This is a genomic window from Halovibrio salipaludis (assembly GCF_002286965.1).
GTDB classification, from domain to species: domain Bacteria; phylum Pseudomonadota; class Gammaproteobacteria; order Pseudomonadales; family Oleiphilaceae; genus Halospina; species Halospina salipaludis.
Genome location: NZ_NSKD01000002.1, coordinates 14,448 through 32,954, shown reverse-complemented (window position 1 = coordinate 32,954; position 18,507 = coordinate 14,448). Strand labels below are relative to the sequence as shown.

Below are 18,507 nucleotides of genomic sequence, written 5' to 3'. Positions count from 1 at the left end.
TTCATACCCTTGCTGCTATAGTGTTAACGTCCGGCAATCCAACCCCGACCAAACCGGAATCGAGCAGCCGCCACATGCATAATCCCCTGTCCTGGTCCCGGAGTCCCATTATCCGTTCGCCTCTGTCTCTGCGACTGCTGGGGCTGATGGTGCTTTGCAGCTCGATTTTCACGCTGGTCGCCGCGGCTGCTCAGATCTGGGTCAGCTACCGATCCGATGTCGCCAACATCGAACAGCGGCTCAGCGTCATCGAGGCGGGCTACCGCAACAGCCTTGCCAGCAGTGCCTGGGCCATCGACCAGGAACTGATCGGGGTGCAGCTGGAGGGCATCACCAGCCTGCCGGACATTGCCCATGCCAAGGTTGAACTGGAGCCTGAAGGGGTCATCCGCGCCGGAAGCATTCCGGAGAACAACAGCACCGCGACCCACGAATTCGAGCTCGACTATGACGGGGAACACCTCGGGCATGTGACCGTCACGGCCAGTCTCCAAGGGGCCTGGGCCAACCTCAGACGCAACGTCCGTGTCATCCTCACCACCCAGTCGCTCCGCACCTTTTTCCTGTCGCTGCTGCTGCTTTGGATCTTCCACTATTTTGTGGCGCGCCATCTCACCACCATGGCCAATTACGCACGCCGGTTCACACTGCAGAACCTGAACGAGCCCCTGGTACTGGAGCGTCATTCCCGGCCACCCCGACGCCAGGACGAGCTCGATCATGTCACTGAAGCCATCAACAGCATGCGTGAGCGCCTGCGTGAAGACCTGGAACGCCAGAAGGCGGACGAAGCGGAAATCCGCAAACTCTCCATGGCCCTGGAACAGAGCCCCTCATCGGTGATCATCTGCGACCGCACCTGGCAGATCGAATACGCCAACAACAAGTTCCTGCAGCTCACCGGCCTGCGCATGGAGGACATTATCGGCCACCATCCGGCCTTCCTCACTGCGGACACCCTCAGCGAGGAGGAAAACCGCGAGCTGTGGAACAACGTCCGCCTGCAGGTCCAGCGGGTAGGCGTCTGGCAGGGCGAAATGCAGCGCACGCGGGACAACGGCGAGCGTTTCTGGGAACAGGTGGTGGTCACCCCCATCCGCAGTGACGGCGAGCACCCGTCCCATTACCTGATCCTCGGTGAGGACATCAGCATCCGCAAACGCTATGAACAACAGCTTCTGCGCCAGGCCAACTACGACATCCTCACCGGCCTGCCCAACCGGATGCTGGCGCTCGACCGCCTCAAGCTCGCCCTGGCGCAGGCACGGCGGGACCAGACCATGGTGGGCGTCATGTTCCTGGACCTGGACAACTTCAAACACGTTAACGACACCATGGGCCATGATGCTGGCGACAACATGCTCATTGAGGCCTCACGACGGATTTCCGCCTGCCTGCGCGGCACCAGCACTGTTGCACGCCTCGGTGGCGATGAGTTTCTGGTCATCCTGCCTACACTGGCCTCGCCCGGGGCCACTGAACAGGTGGCTGAACGCATCCTCCAGACCTTCGTACCGCCCTTCCACATTGCCGGTCAGGAGGTTTTTGTAAGCACCAGCATCGGTATCGCCATCTATCCCGGTGATGGTGAGAACAGCACCAACCTGCTGCAGAACGCGGACGCCGCGATGTACGAGGCCAAGAACCGGGGCAAAAGCGCCTTCCAGCGCTTCGCACCGGAGATGAAGGAAGTCTCCCAGGAGCGCCTCCAGACGGAGAGCCTGCTCCGGCGAGCACTGGAAATGCAGGAATTCGAGCTGCGCTTCCAGCCGATACTGCGGCTCGGGGACAGCCGCATCATGGGAGCTGAGGCCCTGTTGCGCTGGAACAACCCCACCCTCGGCATGGTGCCCCCGGACCGCTTCATTCCGCTGGCCGAGGAAACCGGGCTCATCATCGCCATCGGCCGCTGGGTGATCCGTGAGGCATGCCGGACGGTCAGCCGCTGGCAGAAGCAGACGGGTGACCCCGTGATCATGGCGGTGAACGTGTCGCCCCGCCAGTTCCGGGATCCGCATTTCGTGGAAACGGTCAGTGCCGCGTTGCAGGAAACCGGCCTGGAAGGCCAGTATCTTGAGCTGGAGATCACCGAGCGGCTGATCCTGGACAACAACCTGGAAACGGACCGCGTACTCCGCGAGCTCGACGCCATGGGCGTGCGCCTGTCCGTGGATGACTTCGGAACCGGCTATTCCGCCCTCGGCTATCTCAAGAACTACCCCTTCGATACGCTCAAGATCGACAAATCCTTTGTGGGCGATCTGAACCGTGATTCCGACGATACCGCCCTGGTAAGCGCCATCATCAACATGGCCCACAGCCTGGGGCTGAAGGTGGTCGCCGAGGGTGTTGAACACCAGGACCAGCTGGAATTCCTTGGCACGGAACGCTGTGACTACGCCCAGGGTTTCCTGTTCACCCATCCGCTCAATGAGCGCGAGTTCCTGCTCTGGTGCAGCAACCACGTGGACGGTTAGGATGCCGACATGGATCAACAGCACCTGCTCATCATCAATGCCGGCAGTTCCTCTCTGAAACTGACCCTGGCAACCGCCCCTGACTACCGCATCCTGGCCGCCTTCCTGGCGGAGCGGCTGGGCACGGACACCCCCACCCTGAACCAGAAGGCACCGCAGAACGCCAGTGAATCGCTCGCCGCCGGCAGCGGTCACCACGAGGCGCTGGAAGCCTGCCTGGCGCGCCTGAATGATCAGGGCCTGCTCACCCGTGCCCCGGACGCTGTGGGCCACCGCGTGGTGCATGGCGGCGAGGCCTTTACGGACTCGGCACTGATCGATGACCAGGTCACCGCCGCCATCGATGCCTGCAGCACACTCGCACCGCTTCACAATCCGGCCAACCTTGCCGGCATCCGCGCCACGCAGGCCCTGTATCCCGATTGCCCCCAGGTGGCCGTGTTCGACACCGCCTTCCATCAGTCACTGCCGGAAGCAGCGTATCATTACGCCGTGCCCCGGGCCCTTTACCGGGATCACGGGGTTCGGCGTTACGGCTTCCACGGCACCAGCCACCGCTGGATCCTGCAGCAGGCCGCAGGATGGCTGGAGCAGCCGGCCGAGGGCACATCCATAATCTCGGCCCACCTGGGCAATGGCTGCAGTGTCACGGCTGTCCGGGATGGCCGGAGCGTGGACACCAGCATGGGCCTCACGCCCCTGGAGGGTCTGGTCATGGGCACCCGCAGCGGCGACGTCGATCCCGGCCTGTTCGACTTCCTGCTGCGCCGCGGCTACGGCGCCGAGGCCATACACGACATGCTCAACCGCGAGAGCGGCCTGCTCGGACTTTCCGGAGTCAGCCACGACATGCGGACCCTCACGGAGGCGGCTGAAGACGGCCATGAACAGGCCGATCTGGCCGTCAACGTCTTCTGCTTCCGGCTGGCGCGCTACATCGGTGCCATGATGGCCTCACTGGACCGGCTGGACGCGCTGGTCTTCACCGGCGGCATTGGCGAGAACAGCCCCCTGGTGCGGCAACGGACTCTGGCACACCTGGGGATTTTCGGACTGACCCTGGATGGGGACTCCAACCGCCATCCAGAACCGGCTGAGGCCGCTGGCATCCACGCCTCCGGTACGCCGCCGGTACTGGTGATCCCCACGGACGAGGAACAGATGATCGCCCTCGACACACACCGCCTGACCACCGGCAGGAGGAGCCCCTGATGGCCCAGAACCTGTTCATAGCCCCGACCGACCTCCACTCCGGACTCACCTCCGTATGCCTGGGCCTGGTGCGGGCACTGGACCGCCTCGGGCTGCGCGTAGGGTTCTTCAAACCGGTGGCCCAGAGCGCCATGGGCCAGGATTCCGACGCCTCCGTCCATTTCATCCGCGCCCGCACGAACCTTGAGCCCTCCACGCCGGTGTCCCTGCGCCACGCCCAGGAACGGATCAACCAGGGCCGTTCCGGCGAGCTCATGGAGGACATCGTCAGCCGCTATCACGAATCCTGCGAGGACTGCGATGTTGTGATCGTCGAGGGGCTGGTGCCGGACAGCCAGGAGAGCTACACCCAGCGGCTGAATGTGGAAATGGCCCGCAACCTGGACGCACAGGTGATCCTGGTAAGCGCCCCCGGTGAACGTGGGCCAACGGAACTGGGCGAACGCCTGACCTTCAACAGCCGCATCTTCTCCGAATCCGGGTCAACGCCCGTTATCGGCGCCATCCTGAACCGACTCGGTGAGCCCACCGGCCACAGCCTGCCGTTGGCCACGGACGACACGGAACCGGATCCGGTGCCCGACTGGGCCAGCGAATGTCCGCCACTGCGGGACGGCCACCTGAGACTCATTGGCGCCATTCCCTGGCGCCCGCAGCTGGTGGAACCCCGGGTCAGCGACATAGCCCGGGAACTGGACGCGGCCCGCCTGCACGGTGGCGACATGGACCAGCGTCGGGTGCGCCGCGTCAGCATCGCTTCCCGCACCATTCCCAATATGGTGAACACACTCAGGCCGGGCACGCTGCTGGTCACCCCGGGTGACCGTGAAGACATCATCGTCGCGGCCGCTTTGGCGGCACTCTCCGGCATTCCGCTAGCGGGACTGGTCCTGACCGGCGGCCTCAGGCCCAGTGACCAGACCCTGACCTTCTGCCGTTCGGCGCTGGAAACCGGGCTGCCGATCATGACCTCCACCATGGACACCTATCACACCACCCATTGCCTGGCGTCCATGAGTATTGCCGTGCCCGTGGATGACGCCGAGCGCATTGAAAAGGTCATGGAGACCACAGCCGAGGCCATCGATGCCGAATGGCTGCGTGACCAGCTGGCGGTGGACCGTGAGCCCCGCCTGTCCCCACCGGCGTTCCGCTACCTTCTGACCCGCCGTGCGCGCGAGGCCGGCAAGCGCATCATCCTGCCGGAAGGCGATGAACCGAGAACCCTGCAGGCCGCCGCGCGCTGCCAGGAAAAGGGCATTGCCGAATGCGTGCTGGTGGGCAAACCGGACCGTATCCATTCAGTGGCCCATTCCCGGGACATCACCCTGCCGCACAGCATCCACATCATCGACCCGGACGAGGTGCGTGACAGCTATGTGGACAGCATGGTCGAACTGCGCCGGCACAAGGGCATGAAGCCCGACATGGCCCGCGCGCTGCTGGAGGACAACGTGATGCTGGCCACCCTGATGGTAGCGCTGGATGAGATGGACGGACTCGTCTCCGGGGCGGTGCATACAACCGCCAACACCATCCGCCCTGCCCTGCAGCTGATCAAGACCCACGAGGCGGCCCGGATCGTCTCCTCGGTGTTCTTCATGTGCCTGCCCGACCAAGTGAGGGTCTACGGCGACTGTGCCGTGAACCCGGACCCGGACGCCGAGGAGCTGGCGGACATCGCCATCCAGAGCGCGGACTCCGCCACGACTTTCGGGATCACGCCCCGCGTGGCCATGATCAGCTACAGCACGGGCAGTTCCGGCAGCGGGGATGATGTGGAGAAGGTGCGCCAGGCCACCGCCATCGCCAGCAAGCGCCGCCCGGAACTGCTGATCGACGGGCCACTCCAGTACGATGCCGCCGCCATTGAGAGTGTCGCCCGCAGCAAGGCGCCCGACAGCCCGGTAGCGGGGCGGGCCACCGTCTTCGTATTCCCGGACCTTAACACCGGCAACACCACTTACAAGGCGGTACAGCGCAGCGCCAACGTGGTGAGCATCGGCCCCATGCTGCAGGGCCTGCGCAAGCCGGTGAACGATCTCTCAAGGGGGGCGCTGGTGGAGGACATCGTCTTCACCATCGCGCTGACGGCGATACAGGCGAAGCAGGTGGAGGATCAGGGGCTGGCCTGAAGCGCGTCAGCCCCGTTTCTTGCGGCGCTTGCTCTGCTTCTCGTTCTTCTTCACGTGCTGCATCAGGCGCGCTTTCTTCTGCTTCTGGCGCTTGTTGAGCGTGTTCTTGCGGCCCTCGAAGGGGTTATCCGGCGCACGGAACTCAAAGCGGATGGGCGTAGCCTCGACCTTCAGAACCCGACGGTAGGTATTCTCCAGGTATCGCTGGTAATCCCTGGGCACGGCATCCGCTTGGGTACCGTGGACCACGATCCGCGGCGGACAGGACCCACCCTGGTGGGCATAGCGCAGCTTGATGCGGTGGCCCCGCACAATGGGCGGCGGATGCTGGGCAACGGCATCCTGCAGGATGCGGGTCAGATGATTGGTGGACCACTTGGCCATGGCGGAGTCGTAGCCCGCATCGATGGAGTCGTAGAGATCCCCCACACCTGTGCCGTGCAGGGCCGAGATGAAGTGCATCCGGGCATAGTCGAGAAAACCCAGCCGCCACTTCAGGTGCTCCTTCAGCCAGCGCCGGTCCTCGGGATCCATGCCATCCCATTTATTGACCGCCACCACCACGGCACGACCGGCGTCCAGGGCAAAGCCGATCAGGTGCATGTCCTGGTCCACGAGCCCTTCACGGGCATCGATCATCGCGATCACCACGTGGGCTTTCTCGATGGACTGGAGTGTTTTCACCACCGAGAACTTCTCGACCTTCTCCTTGACCTGGCGCCGCCGGCGCACACCGGCGGTATCGATCAGGGTGTAGTCGCGATCCCGACGGCTGAAGGGAATCCGGATGCTGTCCCGTGTGGTGCCGGGTTCGTCATAGACCACAACCCGGTCCTCGCCGAGGATGCGATTGACCAGCGTGGACTTGCCCACGTTCGGCCGGCCGATGATCCCGACCTGGATGCGCCCGTCCTCTTCCGCCTCTTCGGCCTCCTCTTCCAGGGCTTCGGCATCGCCGAGCACATCGTCCAGGAGACGGCGGATGCCCCGGTTATGGGCGGCGGAAATCCGGTGAAGGGGATCAAAACCAAGGCCGTGGAACTCCGCGGACGCCTGATCCTCGTCCTGGCCGTCGGTCTTGTTGACGACCAGGTGCGCCGTCACGCCCTGCCGGCGGAGCCGGTCGATAATGTACTCGTCACCGGGAGTAAGCCCGGCACGGCCATCGACCACCAGCAGCACCTCGTCGGCTTCCTCGATGGCCGCCTCGGCCTGGTCCGCCATCAGCTGGTCCACGCCCTCGTCATCGCCGGCAAGACCACCGGTATCAATGGCAATGAAACGGTGGCCGTGATGACGGCCCTCGCCGTACTGGCGATCCCGGGTCAGGCCCGAAAAGTCCGCGACCAGGGCATCCCGACTGCGTGTAAGCTGGTTGAACAGTGTGGACTTGCCCACATTGGGGCGGCCGACAACGGCGATTACGGGCGTCATGGACTTCAGCGGTCACCTTCCCGTACGTGGTAGGAGGCCAGCCAGCCTCCGTTACCGAAGACAATCACACGGTCACGGAAGCGGATGGGATCGGTCCGCAGGCCTTCGTCGTCAACGAGAACACGGCTGTCGATTGTGCCGTCAGCGGCATCAACCGCATACAGATAGCCCTCGAAATCCCCCACAACGGCATGGTTGCCGAGCGCCACGGGTGCCGTCGGCTGACGCCAGGCCAGCTCACGGTGGCGCCAGAGTTCACTGCGGGAAGCCCGCTCAAAACCCACCAGGGTCCCGTCGGCACCGGCAGCCACAACCTGCTCCTGAGTGACAGCGGGCGCCTCCAGACTGGACAGCTCACGACTCCAGCGTTCCTCGCCGGAGCGCAGCTCCAGTGCCGTGACACTGCCCTGATAGGCACTCACATAGACCGTGTCGTCAACCACATGGGGCGATGAATCCACATCCACCAACCGCTCAAGCTCGGTTCTGCCCGCCGGCTGGGCCAGTCTCTGCTCCCACTGGACTGCGCCACTGCGCACATCCAGTGCCACAACCCGACCGTTATCAAAGCCGGCGATGACACGGCTGCCATCAATCCAGGGCGTGGCATTACCGCGGAAGCTGAGCACCGGCATGTTGCTGTCGTACTGCCAGCGCCGGTTGCCATTGGACTGGCTGAACGCCAGAAGCTCGCCGTCGATGGTCTGCACGACCACATAGCGCCCGTTACTCTGCGGCGGCACCAGGGCTTCGTTGGGCAGCGAGGTGCGCCACTGCTCCTTCCCTTCATGGGAGAGCGCGATCAGCTCACCATTACGGGTCACGACATAGAGATGATCCGCGTCCACTCCCACACCGCCAAGAAGGCGCTCATCCAGCTTTTCCCACCAGTCACGACGGCCATTGCGGGCGTTGTAGGCCGTGATGTAGCCGTTCTGCGTGGCGGCGTAGACCGTTTCCTCGTGGATCCCGGGGGAGAGGAAGAGATACTGGCCGTCCATGCCCTCTCCTACGCGCCGGCTCCAGATCTCGCGGATCTCAGCGTCACCACTGACCCCGGGGACGGGAGCCGGCTGTTCCCGGGGTTCGGAACTGCTGCACCCGGCCAGCACCACACCGGCCAGAATAAAGGTCATCAGGCAGCGCCACGCTGCGGCAGGTGCCCGCATCAACCCTCCTCCGTTACGGCAAGGTCACTGAGTTTGATTTCAAGAAGACGATCATTCACATCCTCACCATGCGAATCGCGCGCTGCCTGATAGGCCTTGCGCGCGGCGTCCTCGTTCCCCGCAGCGTGGTGGGCATCCCCCCTGAGCTCATGAAACAGGGGAGCGAACTCCCCGGCATCATCAAGGCCTTCCAGCGTCGAGATAGCGGCCTCGGACTCACCGCTGGCCAGCTGTGCCCTGGCCAGGCGCAGACGGATCACGCGCGGCAGCGGCTGCCCTCCTGCCCGCTCCAGTGCCCATTCCAGTTCCTCAACCGCGTCTTCAGGGCGGGATTCCTCCATATAGACGCTGGCTGCGACCATGGCGGAGAACACCGTATAGGGGCTGCCCGGCTGGCTGTCCTTAAGGTTGTCCAGAGCGTATTCCATGGTGGAAAGCCGCTCTTCGGTCTCCTTATCCGACTGCAATGTGCTGATCACGCTGTCAAAGCCCTGGCGGGCTTCCGCGCGGGCCGCTGCTTCACGCGCCTCCCAGTACTGCCAGCCGGCTATACCCAGAACCACGATGGCAATGCCCATCAGCACGCTGGAACCGTTCTGCTTCCACCAGCGCTTGAACGCTTCCCACTGTTCGTCTTCTTCGGCCACTTTCTTATTCTCCCTGTTCGTTCGCTTTGTCACCGAGGTGGGCCTGACAGGCGGCTACCAGCTCGGACTGCGCAATCCGCTGCTGCTCGGTGTTTGCCAGGTCTTTCACGCTGACCTCACCGGCCGCGGCTTCATCCGCACCAAGGATCACGGCCAGCTTTGCACCGGAGGCGTCGGCCTTTTTCATACGGCTCTTGAAACCACCGCCACCGCAGTGGCTGACCACCCGGCGTGCCGGCAGTGCATCCCGCAGGCGCTCCGCAAGGCCGAATGCCTGGCCCGCGAGGCTGTCATCCATGCCCATGACATAGATATCGGCATTGCCGTTGACCCATTCCGGGATCAGCCCTTCGGTTTCGAGCAGCAGGATCAGCCGCTCCATTCCCATGGCAAACCCGATCGCCGGCGTCGAGCGCCCACCGAGCTGCTCCACCAGACCGTCATAACGGCCGCCAGCACAGACAGTGCCCTGGGCCCCCAGCGCGTCGGTGACCCACTCGAACACGGTTTTACCATAGTAGTCCAGCCCCCGGACCAGGCCAGCGTTCACGCTGTAGGCAAGGCCGGCCGCATCCAGACGCTCGCACAGCAACCGGAAATGCTCCCGGCTTTCCTCCCCGATATAGTCCGCCAGTACCGGGGCGTCCTCGAGGATGCGCTGGGTTTCAACGACTTTCGAGTCAAGAATCCGTAACGGGTTGGTGGCGAGACGCCGCTGGCTGTCCTCGTCCAGTTGCTCACGATGGCCTTCAAGATAGGCGGTGAGCGCCTCGCGGTAGCGTTGCCGGTCCTCAGCGGTGCCCAGGGAGTTGATCTCCAAGCGCACCTGATCCGCCAGGCCCAGTGCCTGCCAGATACGGGAGGTCATCAGAAGCAGCTCAGCGTCAATATCCGGCCCTTCCATCCCGAAGGCTTCCACGCCGATCTGGTGGAACTGGCGGTAACGTCCCTTCTGGGGCCGTTCATGGCGGAACATGGGTCCGGTGTACCAGAGGCGCTGCTGCTGGTTGAACAGCAGACCGTGCTGCTCCGCTGCCCGGACACAGCCGGCGGTACCCTCCGGTCTCAGGGTCAGGCTGTCGCCATTGCGGTCTTCAAAGGTGTACATCTCCTTCTCGACGATGTCGGTGACCTCGCCGATGGAGCGGCTGAACAGCTCGGTTTTCTCCACGATGGGCATCCGGATCTCGCGATACCCATAGGCGCTTAGCACCCCCCCGAGGGCGCGCTCCACATACTGCCAGACCGGTGACTGGTCCGGCAGTATGTCGTTCATTCCACGAATTGCCTGTATTCTGGCCAAGGTTCTCCCCTGTTCGGTCGCGTGGTTGCCCGCCCGCGATCAGCCCTTGGCGATGATGGCGTCTTCTTCCGCCTTCTTGCGCGCCGCCCGCTCGCGGATCTCGCGCTCCAGGTCATCCACCAGGGAGGCCTTGTCGATCTTGCGATCCTTGTCCCCGTCCTGGTACATCAGGTGCTGGGGGGTACCGCCGGTGATTCCGATGTCCGCTTCCTTTGCCTCACCTGGCCCGTTCACGATGCAGCCGATCACGGCCACATCCATGGAGGTGTTCACATCCTCCAGACGGGATTCCAGCTCATTCATGGTGCCGATCACATCAAAGTTCTGGCGCGAGCAACTCGGGCAGGCGATGAAGTTGATCCCGCGCGTGCGCAGGCGCAGACTCTTGAGGATATCAAAGCCGACCTTGATCTCCTCCACCGGGTCCGCCGCCAGCGAGATGCGGATGGTATCACCGATCCCTTCCGCCAGCAGCATCCCCAGACCCACGGACGATTTCACAGCGCCGGAACGCAGGCCACCCGCCTCTGTGATCCCCAGGTGAAGGGGTTGTTCGATCTTGTCCGCAATCAGCCGGTAAGCCTGAACAGCCATGATCACATCGGATGCCTTGAGGCTGACCTTGAAATCCTTGAAGTCATACCGGTCGAGGATCTCGATATGGCGCATGGCGGATTCCACCATGGCCTCGGAGGTGGGTTCGCCGTACTTGCGCTGCAGATCCTTTTCCAGGGAGCCGGCGTTGACGCCGATACGGATCGGGATGCCGTGATCCTTGGCCGCATTGATCACGGCACTGACCCGCTCTTCCTTCCCGATGTTGCCGGGATTGATGCGCAGGCAATCCACGCCCAGCTCCGCCACGCGCAGCGCAATCTTATAGTCGAAATGGATGTCCGCCACCAGCGGCACATTCACGGCAGCGCGGATCTTTGCAAAGGCCTCGGCGGAATCCATGTCCGGAACCGATACCCGGACGATGTCGGCACCAGCCTCCTCCAGACCACGGATCTGCGCCACCGTCCCCTCGACGTCGAGGGTATCGGTATTGGTCATGCTCTGAACGGCTATGGGCGCATCGCCCCCCACGGGAACCGACCCCACATGGATCTGGCGGGATGGCCTGCGCTTGATGGGAGACTCTTCGTTCTTAAGCATCGTTCTGGACCTGCCATTCTCTGCGGCTGCCCCTGATGGGCTCAGCCATTGGCTGTATCAAGTACAAACTGTGTGCGTCCCGCATTCACCGGGTACTGCTCCAGATCCACCGCTTCACCCATGAAACGGACCGAAGCGACGGCATCAACATTGCCGAGGAGTACCTCAAAGGGTGCGGGGCCCTCATAATCAACCGTCTCGCCCTCCTGGGCAAGAGTGACCACAACCCGTTCCCCGTTGCCGTTAACCACCTCAACCCAGCAGGCGCCATCAAACGTAATGGTCAGCGAGGACTGGCGGCCACCTGCCTGTCCAGCGGCATCCATCCGGCTTCCCCCATTGGGCGGGGCTGCCCCCGGGCTCTCAACCTGGGCAACCGGGGTTGAGAATGCAGGGTCGGTATCCATCCCGGCCTCGCTGCTCCCCGCCTCCGTGGTATCGCCCTCATCCGTTGCGCTCGCGGGCTCAGGCTCGGAGTCGGACCCGGATTCAGCATCTGCCTCTGAGCCGGAATCCGCATCCGGCACCTCGAACTCCACCTCACCCACTGCCTCCACGGCGGAATCGACCACCCAGGGCCCGTACTCGTAGAGCACCCAGCCAAGCAGCAGCACTGCCAGAGCCGCGATGGTCATCCCCCCGATACGGCGCCTGCGGATTTTCTTCTGGCGTATGATTTCCGTCGGACTGGGTTCCTGCTGCGCCTCCTGCCTCTCACGGTAGGGCTCGAGCTCCCGGTCCAGCCGGGCAATCAGATCATCCCCATCCTGTTCCGTAAGGCGTGCATAGGTCCGGACATACCCCTTGAGGAAAAGGTCCGCGGGCATGGCCTCGTAATCGCTTTCCTCAATGGCCTGGATAATCGATGGTCTCAGATGCAGCTGATCCGCCACATCCTGACGATCCATTCCGTGGTGCTCGCGGGCGGTTCGCAGCTGCTCGCCCACGAGCCGTGTTGTCGGCCCGTTACTGTTCTCCGCGCTGCCCTCTTCACTCATCGGTGACCATGGTCCTGTATTGCTGGTATTCCTCGGAATCCGGGAAACGTTCACGCAGCTGCTCCGCAAGCCCGGAAGCCTTTCGATCATCGCCTGACTCCCTCGCCAGACGGATCCCTGCCAGCAGGGACTCGGGCGTATGGGAAAGCTCCCGGGAACGCTCGATGCGCATGGTCAGTTGGCGGTACAGAGGGCGGGCTTCCGCGTAGCGACCGGCATCGATCAGTGAGGTTACAGCACCGATGTGGGCTGACGTACTGCCCCGCTGCAGCTGCATGGCGCGCTTGTAGGCGTCCGCTGCCTCGTCATGGCGCTCAAGCCGGCTCGCGGTCCGTGCCAGATTCACGAAAACCCCGGCACGACTGTCGTAATCGGTATCCTCGGAAGCCTTCCGGAACTGCTCCAGGGCTTCCTCGTAGCGGCCACGGTTATAGAGAAAAACCCCGAAATGGGAACGGCCCCGGGTGTACTCAGGCTCCAGGTCCAGTGCCCGACGGAAGCGTTCCTCCGCCAGGTCGTATTCACCCTCTTCCTGATTGATCAGTGCCTTGGCGGCGATGGCGGGGGCGCTTTCCTCATTGATCTCAAGCGCACGGTCCAGATGACGGCGGGCCCGGTCATAGCGATCGTTCTGGATGTAGGCCAACCCCAGACGCACGTAATCCTCTTCCGCCTTCTCAGGATCTCCTGAGGCGAAGGTCCCCTGGCGCTGCGAGACACAGCCCGCCGCGAGAATGCACAGCATCAGAATCGCGGTGATCCGCATCGCGTCAGCCTTCGGTCGCACTGGCATGGAGTCAGTCATCCTCCGAATCGTTTCCCTTCAGCTCACCTCCTGGTGAACCGGAATGTAACGCTCACTGCGGCGGGTGCGGTCCTCGAACTGACCGACCAGCTGGCCGCAGGCGGCGTCAATATCATCGCCACGTGTTGTACGCACCGTTGTAATATAGCCGGCCTGGTTCATTATGTCCTGAAACCGCTTCACCGCATTCCCGCTCGGGCGACGGTAATCGCTCTCCGGAAAGGGATTGAACGGGATCAGGTTGACCTTGCACGGCACGTCCACCAGCAGATCCGCAAGCTGCGACGCATGCTCCGGCTGATCGTTGACGCCCTCAATCAGCGTGTACTCAATCGTTGCCCGGCGCCGGTCCCCGAGCCCCGACAGGTATTGCTTGGTCGCCGACAGCAGCCGCTCGATCGGGTACTTGCGATTCAGCGGCACCAGTTCGTTACGCAGCTCATCATTGGGCGCATGGAGCGAAATGGCAAGTGACACATCGGAAACCTCGCCCAGTTTCTCCAGTGCCGGAATCACCCCGGAAGTACTCACGGTTACCCGGCGCTTGGAGATGCCATAGGCCCAGTCATCCATCATCAGGTCCATGGCATCGACAACGTTGTCGAAGTTCAGCAGCGGTTCACCCATGCCCATCATGACCACATTGGTGATGGGCCGCTCCTTCGTGCGATCGAAGGGCATGAAGGTTCGCAGCGCCGCCCAGACCTGACCGATGATCTCGGCCGCGGAGAGATTGCGGTTGAAGCCACGCTTGCCGGTGGAACAGAAACTGCAGTCAAGGCTGCACCCGACCTGGGAGGAGACACACAGGGTGCCGCGCTCGCCATCGGGAATCAGCACCGTCTCGATGCTGTTGCCCTCGGCCATGCGCATGACCCACTTGCGTGTGCCGTCGCTCGAGGTTTCATCAAGAAGCACCTCCGGCCCCCGGATCTCGGCGATCTCCGCCAGCCGTGCGCGGAGCGTCTTGCTGACGTTGGTCATGGCCTCAAAGTCATCCACCCCATAATGGTGGATCCACTTCATGACCTGCCCGGCGCGGAACTTCTTCTCGCCGATGTCGACGAAGAACTGCTCCACCTTGTGCCGCGGCAGGCCAAGCAGGTTGACCTTCTCAGCTGAACTCTGGGTGCCGGTGTTGCTCATGCTCGCATACCTTCTCTGTCCACGCTGCTCTTACAGGGTGCGCGGGCAGATCTCGCTGTCGTTGAAGAAATAGGCGATCTCGCGCTCGGCGGATTCCGGCGAATCAGAGCCGTGAACCGCGTTGGCGTCGATCGAATCGGCGTAATCCGCCCGGATGGTGCCTGCTTCCGCTTCCTTGGGGTTGGTCGCGCCCATCAGTTCACGGTTACGGGCGATGGCGTTCTCGCCTTCCAGTACCTGGACAATAACCGGGCCGGAGGTCATGAAGCCCACCAGATCCGGGAAGAACGAACGCTCACGGTGCTCGGCGTAGAACCCTTCAGCCTGTTCCTGGGTCATGTGGATCATGCGGGCTGCCACAATCTGCAGGCCGGCTTTCTCGAAACGGCTCTCAATCTCGCCGATCAGGTTGCGGGACACGGCATCCGGCTTGATGATCGACAGGGTGCGCTCAATAGCCATGGGATGAAACTCCTGTTATCGGTAATCGGTGGAATCCGGGCGGAATTATACGCACCTCAGGCGTAAAGTCACACCGTCGCACGCCGCGCGGCACTGCGTTCGCGCAGCTTCTGCACCGCCTCTGTGATGCGTTCGGCGGCTGTGTCGATTTCAGCATCCGTACTGAAACGGCCCATGGAGAAACGCAGCGACCCCTGAGCTTTCTCCGGCGGCAGGCCAATCCCCTGAAGCACATAGGAAGGCTCGGTTGTCGCTGAGGCACAGGCGGAACCGGAGGAAACGGCAATTCCCCTGAGGGCCAGCAGCAGGGATTCGCCATCCACGCCGTCAAAGCCGATATTGAGGATGCCGGGCACGCGCTCAGTTTCCGGGCCATGCACCCGGACACCCTCCAGCCCCTGCAGCCCCGCGATGAAGCGTGAGCGCAGTGCCTCAAGCCTTTCGGCCTCCGCCTCGCCTTCCTCCAGCGCCAGGCTGAAGGCATGGCCCATGGCCGCGATCTGATGGGTTGCCAGGGTTCCTGAGCGCAGACCACGCTCATGGCCGCCGCCATGCATCTGGGCCTCGATGGTGACATCCGGCGACCGCCGCACGTAGAGCGCGCCAATCCCCTTCGGGCCGTAAACCTTGTGGGCGGAGAGTGCCATCAGGTCCACCGGCATCCGGGCGACATCAAGCGCCATCTTGCCTGACGCCTGGGCCGCGTCCACATGGAACAGGACACCCCGTTCACGCAGCAGGCTCCCGATGGCCGCGATCGGGTTGATGCTGCCCAGCTCGTTGTTCACCGCCATCAGCGACACGAGGATGGTGTCTTCCCTGAGCGCCGCCTCGACCTGCTCCGCTGCAATACAGCCGTACTCATCCGGCTCCAGCCAGGTGACCTCAAACCCCTTTTCCTCCAGCCACTGGAAACAGTCCACCACCGCCTTGTGCTCAATGATGGACGTCACCACATGGCCGCCCCTGGCCTGATTCGCCAGCGCCGCGCCCTTGATGGCCAGGTTGTCGGATTCGGTGGCGCCCGAGGTCCAGACGATCTCCCGGCTGTCCGCGCCAATAAGCCCGGCCACCCGGGCGCGCGCCTGCTCAACCGCTGCTTCGGCCTGCCAGCCCACGGCATGGGAACGGGAAGCCGGATTGCCGAAGATGCCGTCCGGTGTCAGGTACTGCTGAAGCGTCTCCGCCACACGCGGGTCAACGGGCGTGGTGGCGGCATAGTCAAGATAGATGGTCTGTGTCATGGGATTGTTTCGCTGTTGGGAACCGTCCGTGCGGCAACCGCTCAGGCACTGGCGGGGCGGGTGTCGCCCGCAATCACTGCGGTTTCGCGCTGGCGCTGATCCTGGCGCTGCGCCACCGCCTGGATCTCCGGCTTATCCCGGAGTTCCGCCAGACTGATCCGACTGAGAAAACGGTGGATCTCATCCCCGAGATCCGCCCAGAGGTGATGGGTCAGGCACATCTCGCCATTCTGGCAGTCGCCGGCGCGATTGCAGCGGGTGGTATCCAGCGACTCGTTGACCGCGTCCACCACGTCCGCCACGAAGATCGCATCCTCCGCCGCCGTCAGCCGGTAACCCCCTCCTGGCCCACGCACACTCGTGACCAGGTCGCTGCGGCGCAGTCTGGCGAAAAGCTGTTCCAGATAGGACAGCGATATGCCCTGACGCTGCGAGATGTCCGCAAGGGAGACCGGCCCATTCCCGGAATGGATGGCCAGATCAAGCATCGCGGTAACAGCGTAGCGCCCTTTGGTGGTCAGCTTCATGATCGGAATCCGGTTGCGCTGACAGATAGGCTTTGATTATCAATTAACCAAGTAAAACAGTCAAGTATTTGAACCCGACTCGCTCTCATCAGCCGCCCTGTCCTGGCCCTCAGCCGGTACGTCACCACAGTCGAAGTCCATCGGCAGTGGGGGCATCTCCGTGGAGCCACGATAGCTGTCCATCTGCTTCAGCGCCCTGCACATGGACTCGATACGCTCGTCCACCACATGCATGTGGTCCAGCATGCTGCGGATGGAGCGGGCGATGGGGTCCGGCATATCCTCGCTGAGCCCGTAGGCATCGAAACCGATCTTCTGCTCCATGGCCTTGCGGCGCCCTTCCTCAGGCTCTTCCTTCTTGGTCACGATGCGTCCGGGAATGCCCACCACTGTGGCGCCTTCAGGGACCTCCTTGGTGACGACCGCGTTTGATCCCACCTTGGCATGGCGACCGATGGTAAAGGGCCCCAGGATCTTGGCGCCGGCCCCCACGACCACGCCATCATCCAGGGTGGGATGGCGCTTGCCGTGGTTCCAGCTGGTTCCCCCCAGGGTTACGCCCTGGTAGAGAGTGACATCGTCACCGATGATCGTCGTCTCACCGATGACCACGCCCATGCCATGATCAATAAAGAATCGCCGGCCAATGGTCGCCCCGGGATGGATCTCAACACCCGTGAGCCAGCGGGCGAAGGTGGAGATGGTGCGCGCCAGCCACTTGAAGCCCCACTGCCAGAGCCGGTGATTCATGCGGTGGAAAAGCAGCGCATGCAGGCCGGGATAGTTGGTCAGCACCTCGAACGCATTGCGGGCCGCGGGATCACGGTGAAAAACGCTCTGGATGTCCTCGCGCAGATGGTCAAACATGATTGCCCCTGTTCCGGGAACGGGCCAGCTTATCAACGCTGGTCAGGATTCCCCTGAGTATGTTCATTTCCATGCGGTCCGGATGAGCCCTCTGGAACAGCCGACGCATCCTGACCATCAATTGTCGCGGACGCTCCGGGTCGTGAAAACCGGTGGTCGTCAGCGTCTGCTCCAGGTGCGCCAGCAGGCGCTCCATGTCCGCGGCAGTGGCCGGCAGCTCATCCCAGCCGTCATCCGCCGGACTATGGGTGCTCTGCCATTGCGGCGCGGCAGACTCCGGCACGTCGAACAGGCTCTGCATGCGCACCTCATAGAGCATCACCTGCACCGCCATGGCCAGATTCAGGGAACTGAATTCCGGATTCGCAGGCACCTGCACATGGTAATGGCAACGCCGCAGCTCCTCATTCGAAAGCCCGTTATCCTCGCGCCCGAAAACCAGGGCCACTGGCCCCTGCCGGCGTTGCTCCAGCACCCGGCTACCGCAGTCACGCGGATTGAGAATCGGCCAGGTCAGGCTGCGTGAGCGCGCACTGGCACCGATCACCTCCACACAGTCTGCAACGGCCTCATCAAGGTCCGATACAACCCGGGCGTTCGCAAGCACATCATCCGCCCCGGAGGCCCTGGCGCTGGCCTTTTCATCCGGAAAGGAAACCGGCGATACCAGGGCCAGCTCCGAGACTCCCATGTTCTTCATGGCCCGGGCCACGGCACCAATGTTGCCCGGATGGGAAGGTTCGACCAGCACCACCCGGAGCCCTTCAAGGGAAGGATAGTCCGACATTCCGCTTTCCACCCGCCGGGCGGGCACCTGTTACCAATGATGGGCGCATATTAGCACGCACGGCGGATCAGCGGCAGACGGCTCGCGGGTTTCCCTGACGCCGGACCCCGCCCGGCAATCGTCTTGGCTGGCGTTT

The 18,507-nt window shown here is 63.2% G+C and carries 16 protein-coding genes; 3 read left to right on the top strand and 13 right to left on the bottom strand.

Translation table 11 applies throughout. From position 1 onward, the window contains the following. Positions 1–74 precede the first annotated feature (74 nt). The 3 genes from CK501_RS04960 to pta are packed head-to-tail and all read left to right on the top strand — an operon-like array spanning position 75 to position 5,824. Complete coding sequence (locus tag CK501_RS04960) at positions 75–2,477, top strand: bifunctional diguanylate cyclase/phosphodiesterase (RefSeq protein ID WP_095616649.1); 2,403 nt, start codon at positions 75–77, stop codon at positions 2,475–2,477. 9 nt (positions 2,478–2,486) lie between these two features. Then, entirely contained in the window at positions 2,487–3,689 is a 1,203-nt protein-coding gene (locus CK501_RS04955) for an acetate/propionate family kinase (RefSeq protein ID WP_095616648.1), read from the top strand. Beyond that, entirely contained in the window at positions 3,689–5,824 is a 2,136-nt protein-coding gene (pta, locus tag CK501_RS04950) for a phosphate acetyltransferase (RefSeq protein WP_095616647.1), read from the top strand. Before CK501_RS04955 ends, pta begins: the two co-directional genes overlap by 1 nt. Before the next feature lie 6 nt (positions 5,825–5,830). On the opposite strand, the gene der is transcribed toward pta, so the two are convergent. The 13 genes from der to trmJ form a co-directional block, all read right to left on the bottom strand. Then, positions 5,831–7,258: a ribosome biogenesis GTPase Der gene (gene der, locus CK501_RS04945; RefSeq protein WP_095616646.1), complete on the bottom strand. Its 1,428-nt coding sequence runs from the start codon at positions 7,256–7,258 to the stop codon at positions 5,831–5,833. Positions 7,259–7,263: 5 nt separating this feature from the next. Next, positions 7,264–8,427, bottom strand: a complete 1,164-nt coding sequence (gene bamB, locus CK501_RS04940; RefSeq protein WP_095616645.1) for an outer membrane protein assembly factor BamB — start codon at positions 8,425–8,427, stop codon at positions 7,264–7,266. Next, a complete protein-coding gene (locus tag CK501_RS04935; protein WP_095616644.1) occupies positions 8,427–9,074 on the bottom strand; it encodes a YfgM family protein in 648 nt (215 codons plus the stop codon). The genes bamB and CK501_RS04935 overlap by 1 nt, the downstream gene beginning before the upstream one ends. 4 nt (positions 9,075–9,078) lie before the next feature. Continuing rightward, positions 9,079–10,350, bottom strand: a complete 1,272-nt coding sequence (gene hisS / locus CK501_RS04930; protein ID WP_233128848.1) for a histidine--tRNA ligase — start codon at positions 10,348–10,350, stop codon at positions 9,079–9,081. A 66-nt stretch (positions 10,351–10,416) separates the two neighbouring features. Beyond that, on the bottom strand, positions 10,417–11,535 hold the full coding sequence (gene ispG / locus CK501_RS04925) for a flavodoxin-dependent (E)-4-hydroxy-3-methylbut-2-enyl-diphosphate synthase (protein WP_095616642.1): 1,119 nt from the start codon (positions 11,533–11,535) through the stop codon (positions 10,417–10,419). Positions 11,536–11,576: 41 nt separating this feature from the next. Then, positions 11,577–12,533, bottom strand: coding sequence for a RodZ domain-containing protein (locus CK501_RS04920; RefSeq protein ID WP_158223049.1), 957 nt, complete (start codon positions 12,531–12,533; stop codon positions 11,577–11,579). Next, positions 12,526–13,326, bottom strand: a complete 801-nt coding sequence (gene pilW / locus CK501_RS04915) for a type IV pilus biogenesis/stability protein PilW (protein ID WP_158223048.1) — start codon at positions 13,324–13,326, stop codon at positions 12,526–12,528. Before pilW ends, CK501_RS04920 begins: the two co-directional genes overlap by 8 nt. A 30-nt stretch (positions 13,327–13,356) precedes the next feature. Further along, a complete protein-coding gene (gene rlmN, locus CK501_RS04910; RefSeq protein ID WP_095616639.1) occupies positions 13,357–14,484 on the bottom strand; it encodes a 23S rRNA (adenine(2503)-C(2))-methyltransferase RlmN in 1,128 nt (375 codons plus the stop codon). A gap of 30 nt (positions 14,485–14,514) precedes the next feature. After that, a complete protein-coding gene (gene ndk, locus CK501_RS04905; RefSeq protein WP_095616638.1) occupies positions 14,515–14,946 on the bottom strand; it encodes a nucleoside-diphosphate kinase in 432 nt (143 codons plus the stop codon). Between the two features lie 68 nt (positions 14,947–15,014). Then, a complete protein-coding gene (locus CK501_RS04900) occupies positions 15,015–16,190 on the bottom strand; it encodes an IscS subfamily cysteine desulfurase (RefSeq protein WP_095616637.1) in 1,176 nt (391 codons plus the stop codon). A gap of 41 nt (positions 16,191–16,231) precedes the next feature. Next, the gene (locus tag CK501_RS04895) at positions 16,232–16,717 is read right to left on the bottom strand and encodes an Rrf2 family transcriptional regulator (protein ID WP_095616636.1); all 486 of its coding nucleotides are present in this window, start codon (positions 16,715–16,717) and stop codon (positions 16,232–16,234) included. A 60-nt stretch (positions 16,718–16,777) separates the two neighbouring features. Continuing rightward, positions 16,778–17,584 carry a serine O-acetyltransferase gene (cysE, locus tag CK501_RS04890; RefSeq protein ID WP_095616635.1) on the bottom strand — a complete coding sequence of 269 codons (807 nt, stop codon included), beginning with the start codon at positions 17,582–17,584 and terminating at the stop codon, positions 16,778–16,780. Further along, on the bottom strand, positions 17,577–18,371 hold the full coding sequence (gene trmJ, locus CK501_RS04885) for a tRNA (cytosine(32)/uridine(32)-2'-O)-methyltransferase TrmJ (RefSeq protein WP_095616634.1): 795 nt from the start codon (positions 18,369–18,371) through the stop codon (positions 17,577–17,579). Before trmJ ends, cysE begins: the two co-directional genes overlap by 8 nt. Positions 18,372–18,507: the final 136 nt, after the last annotated feature.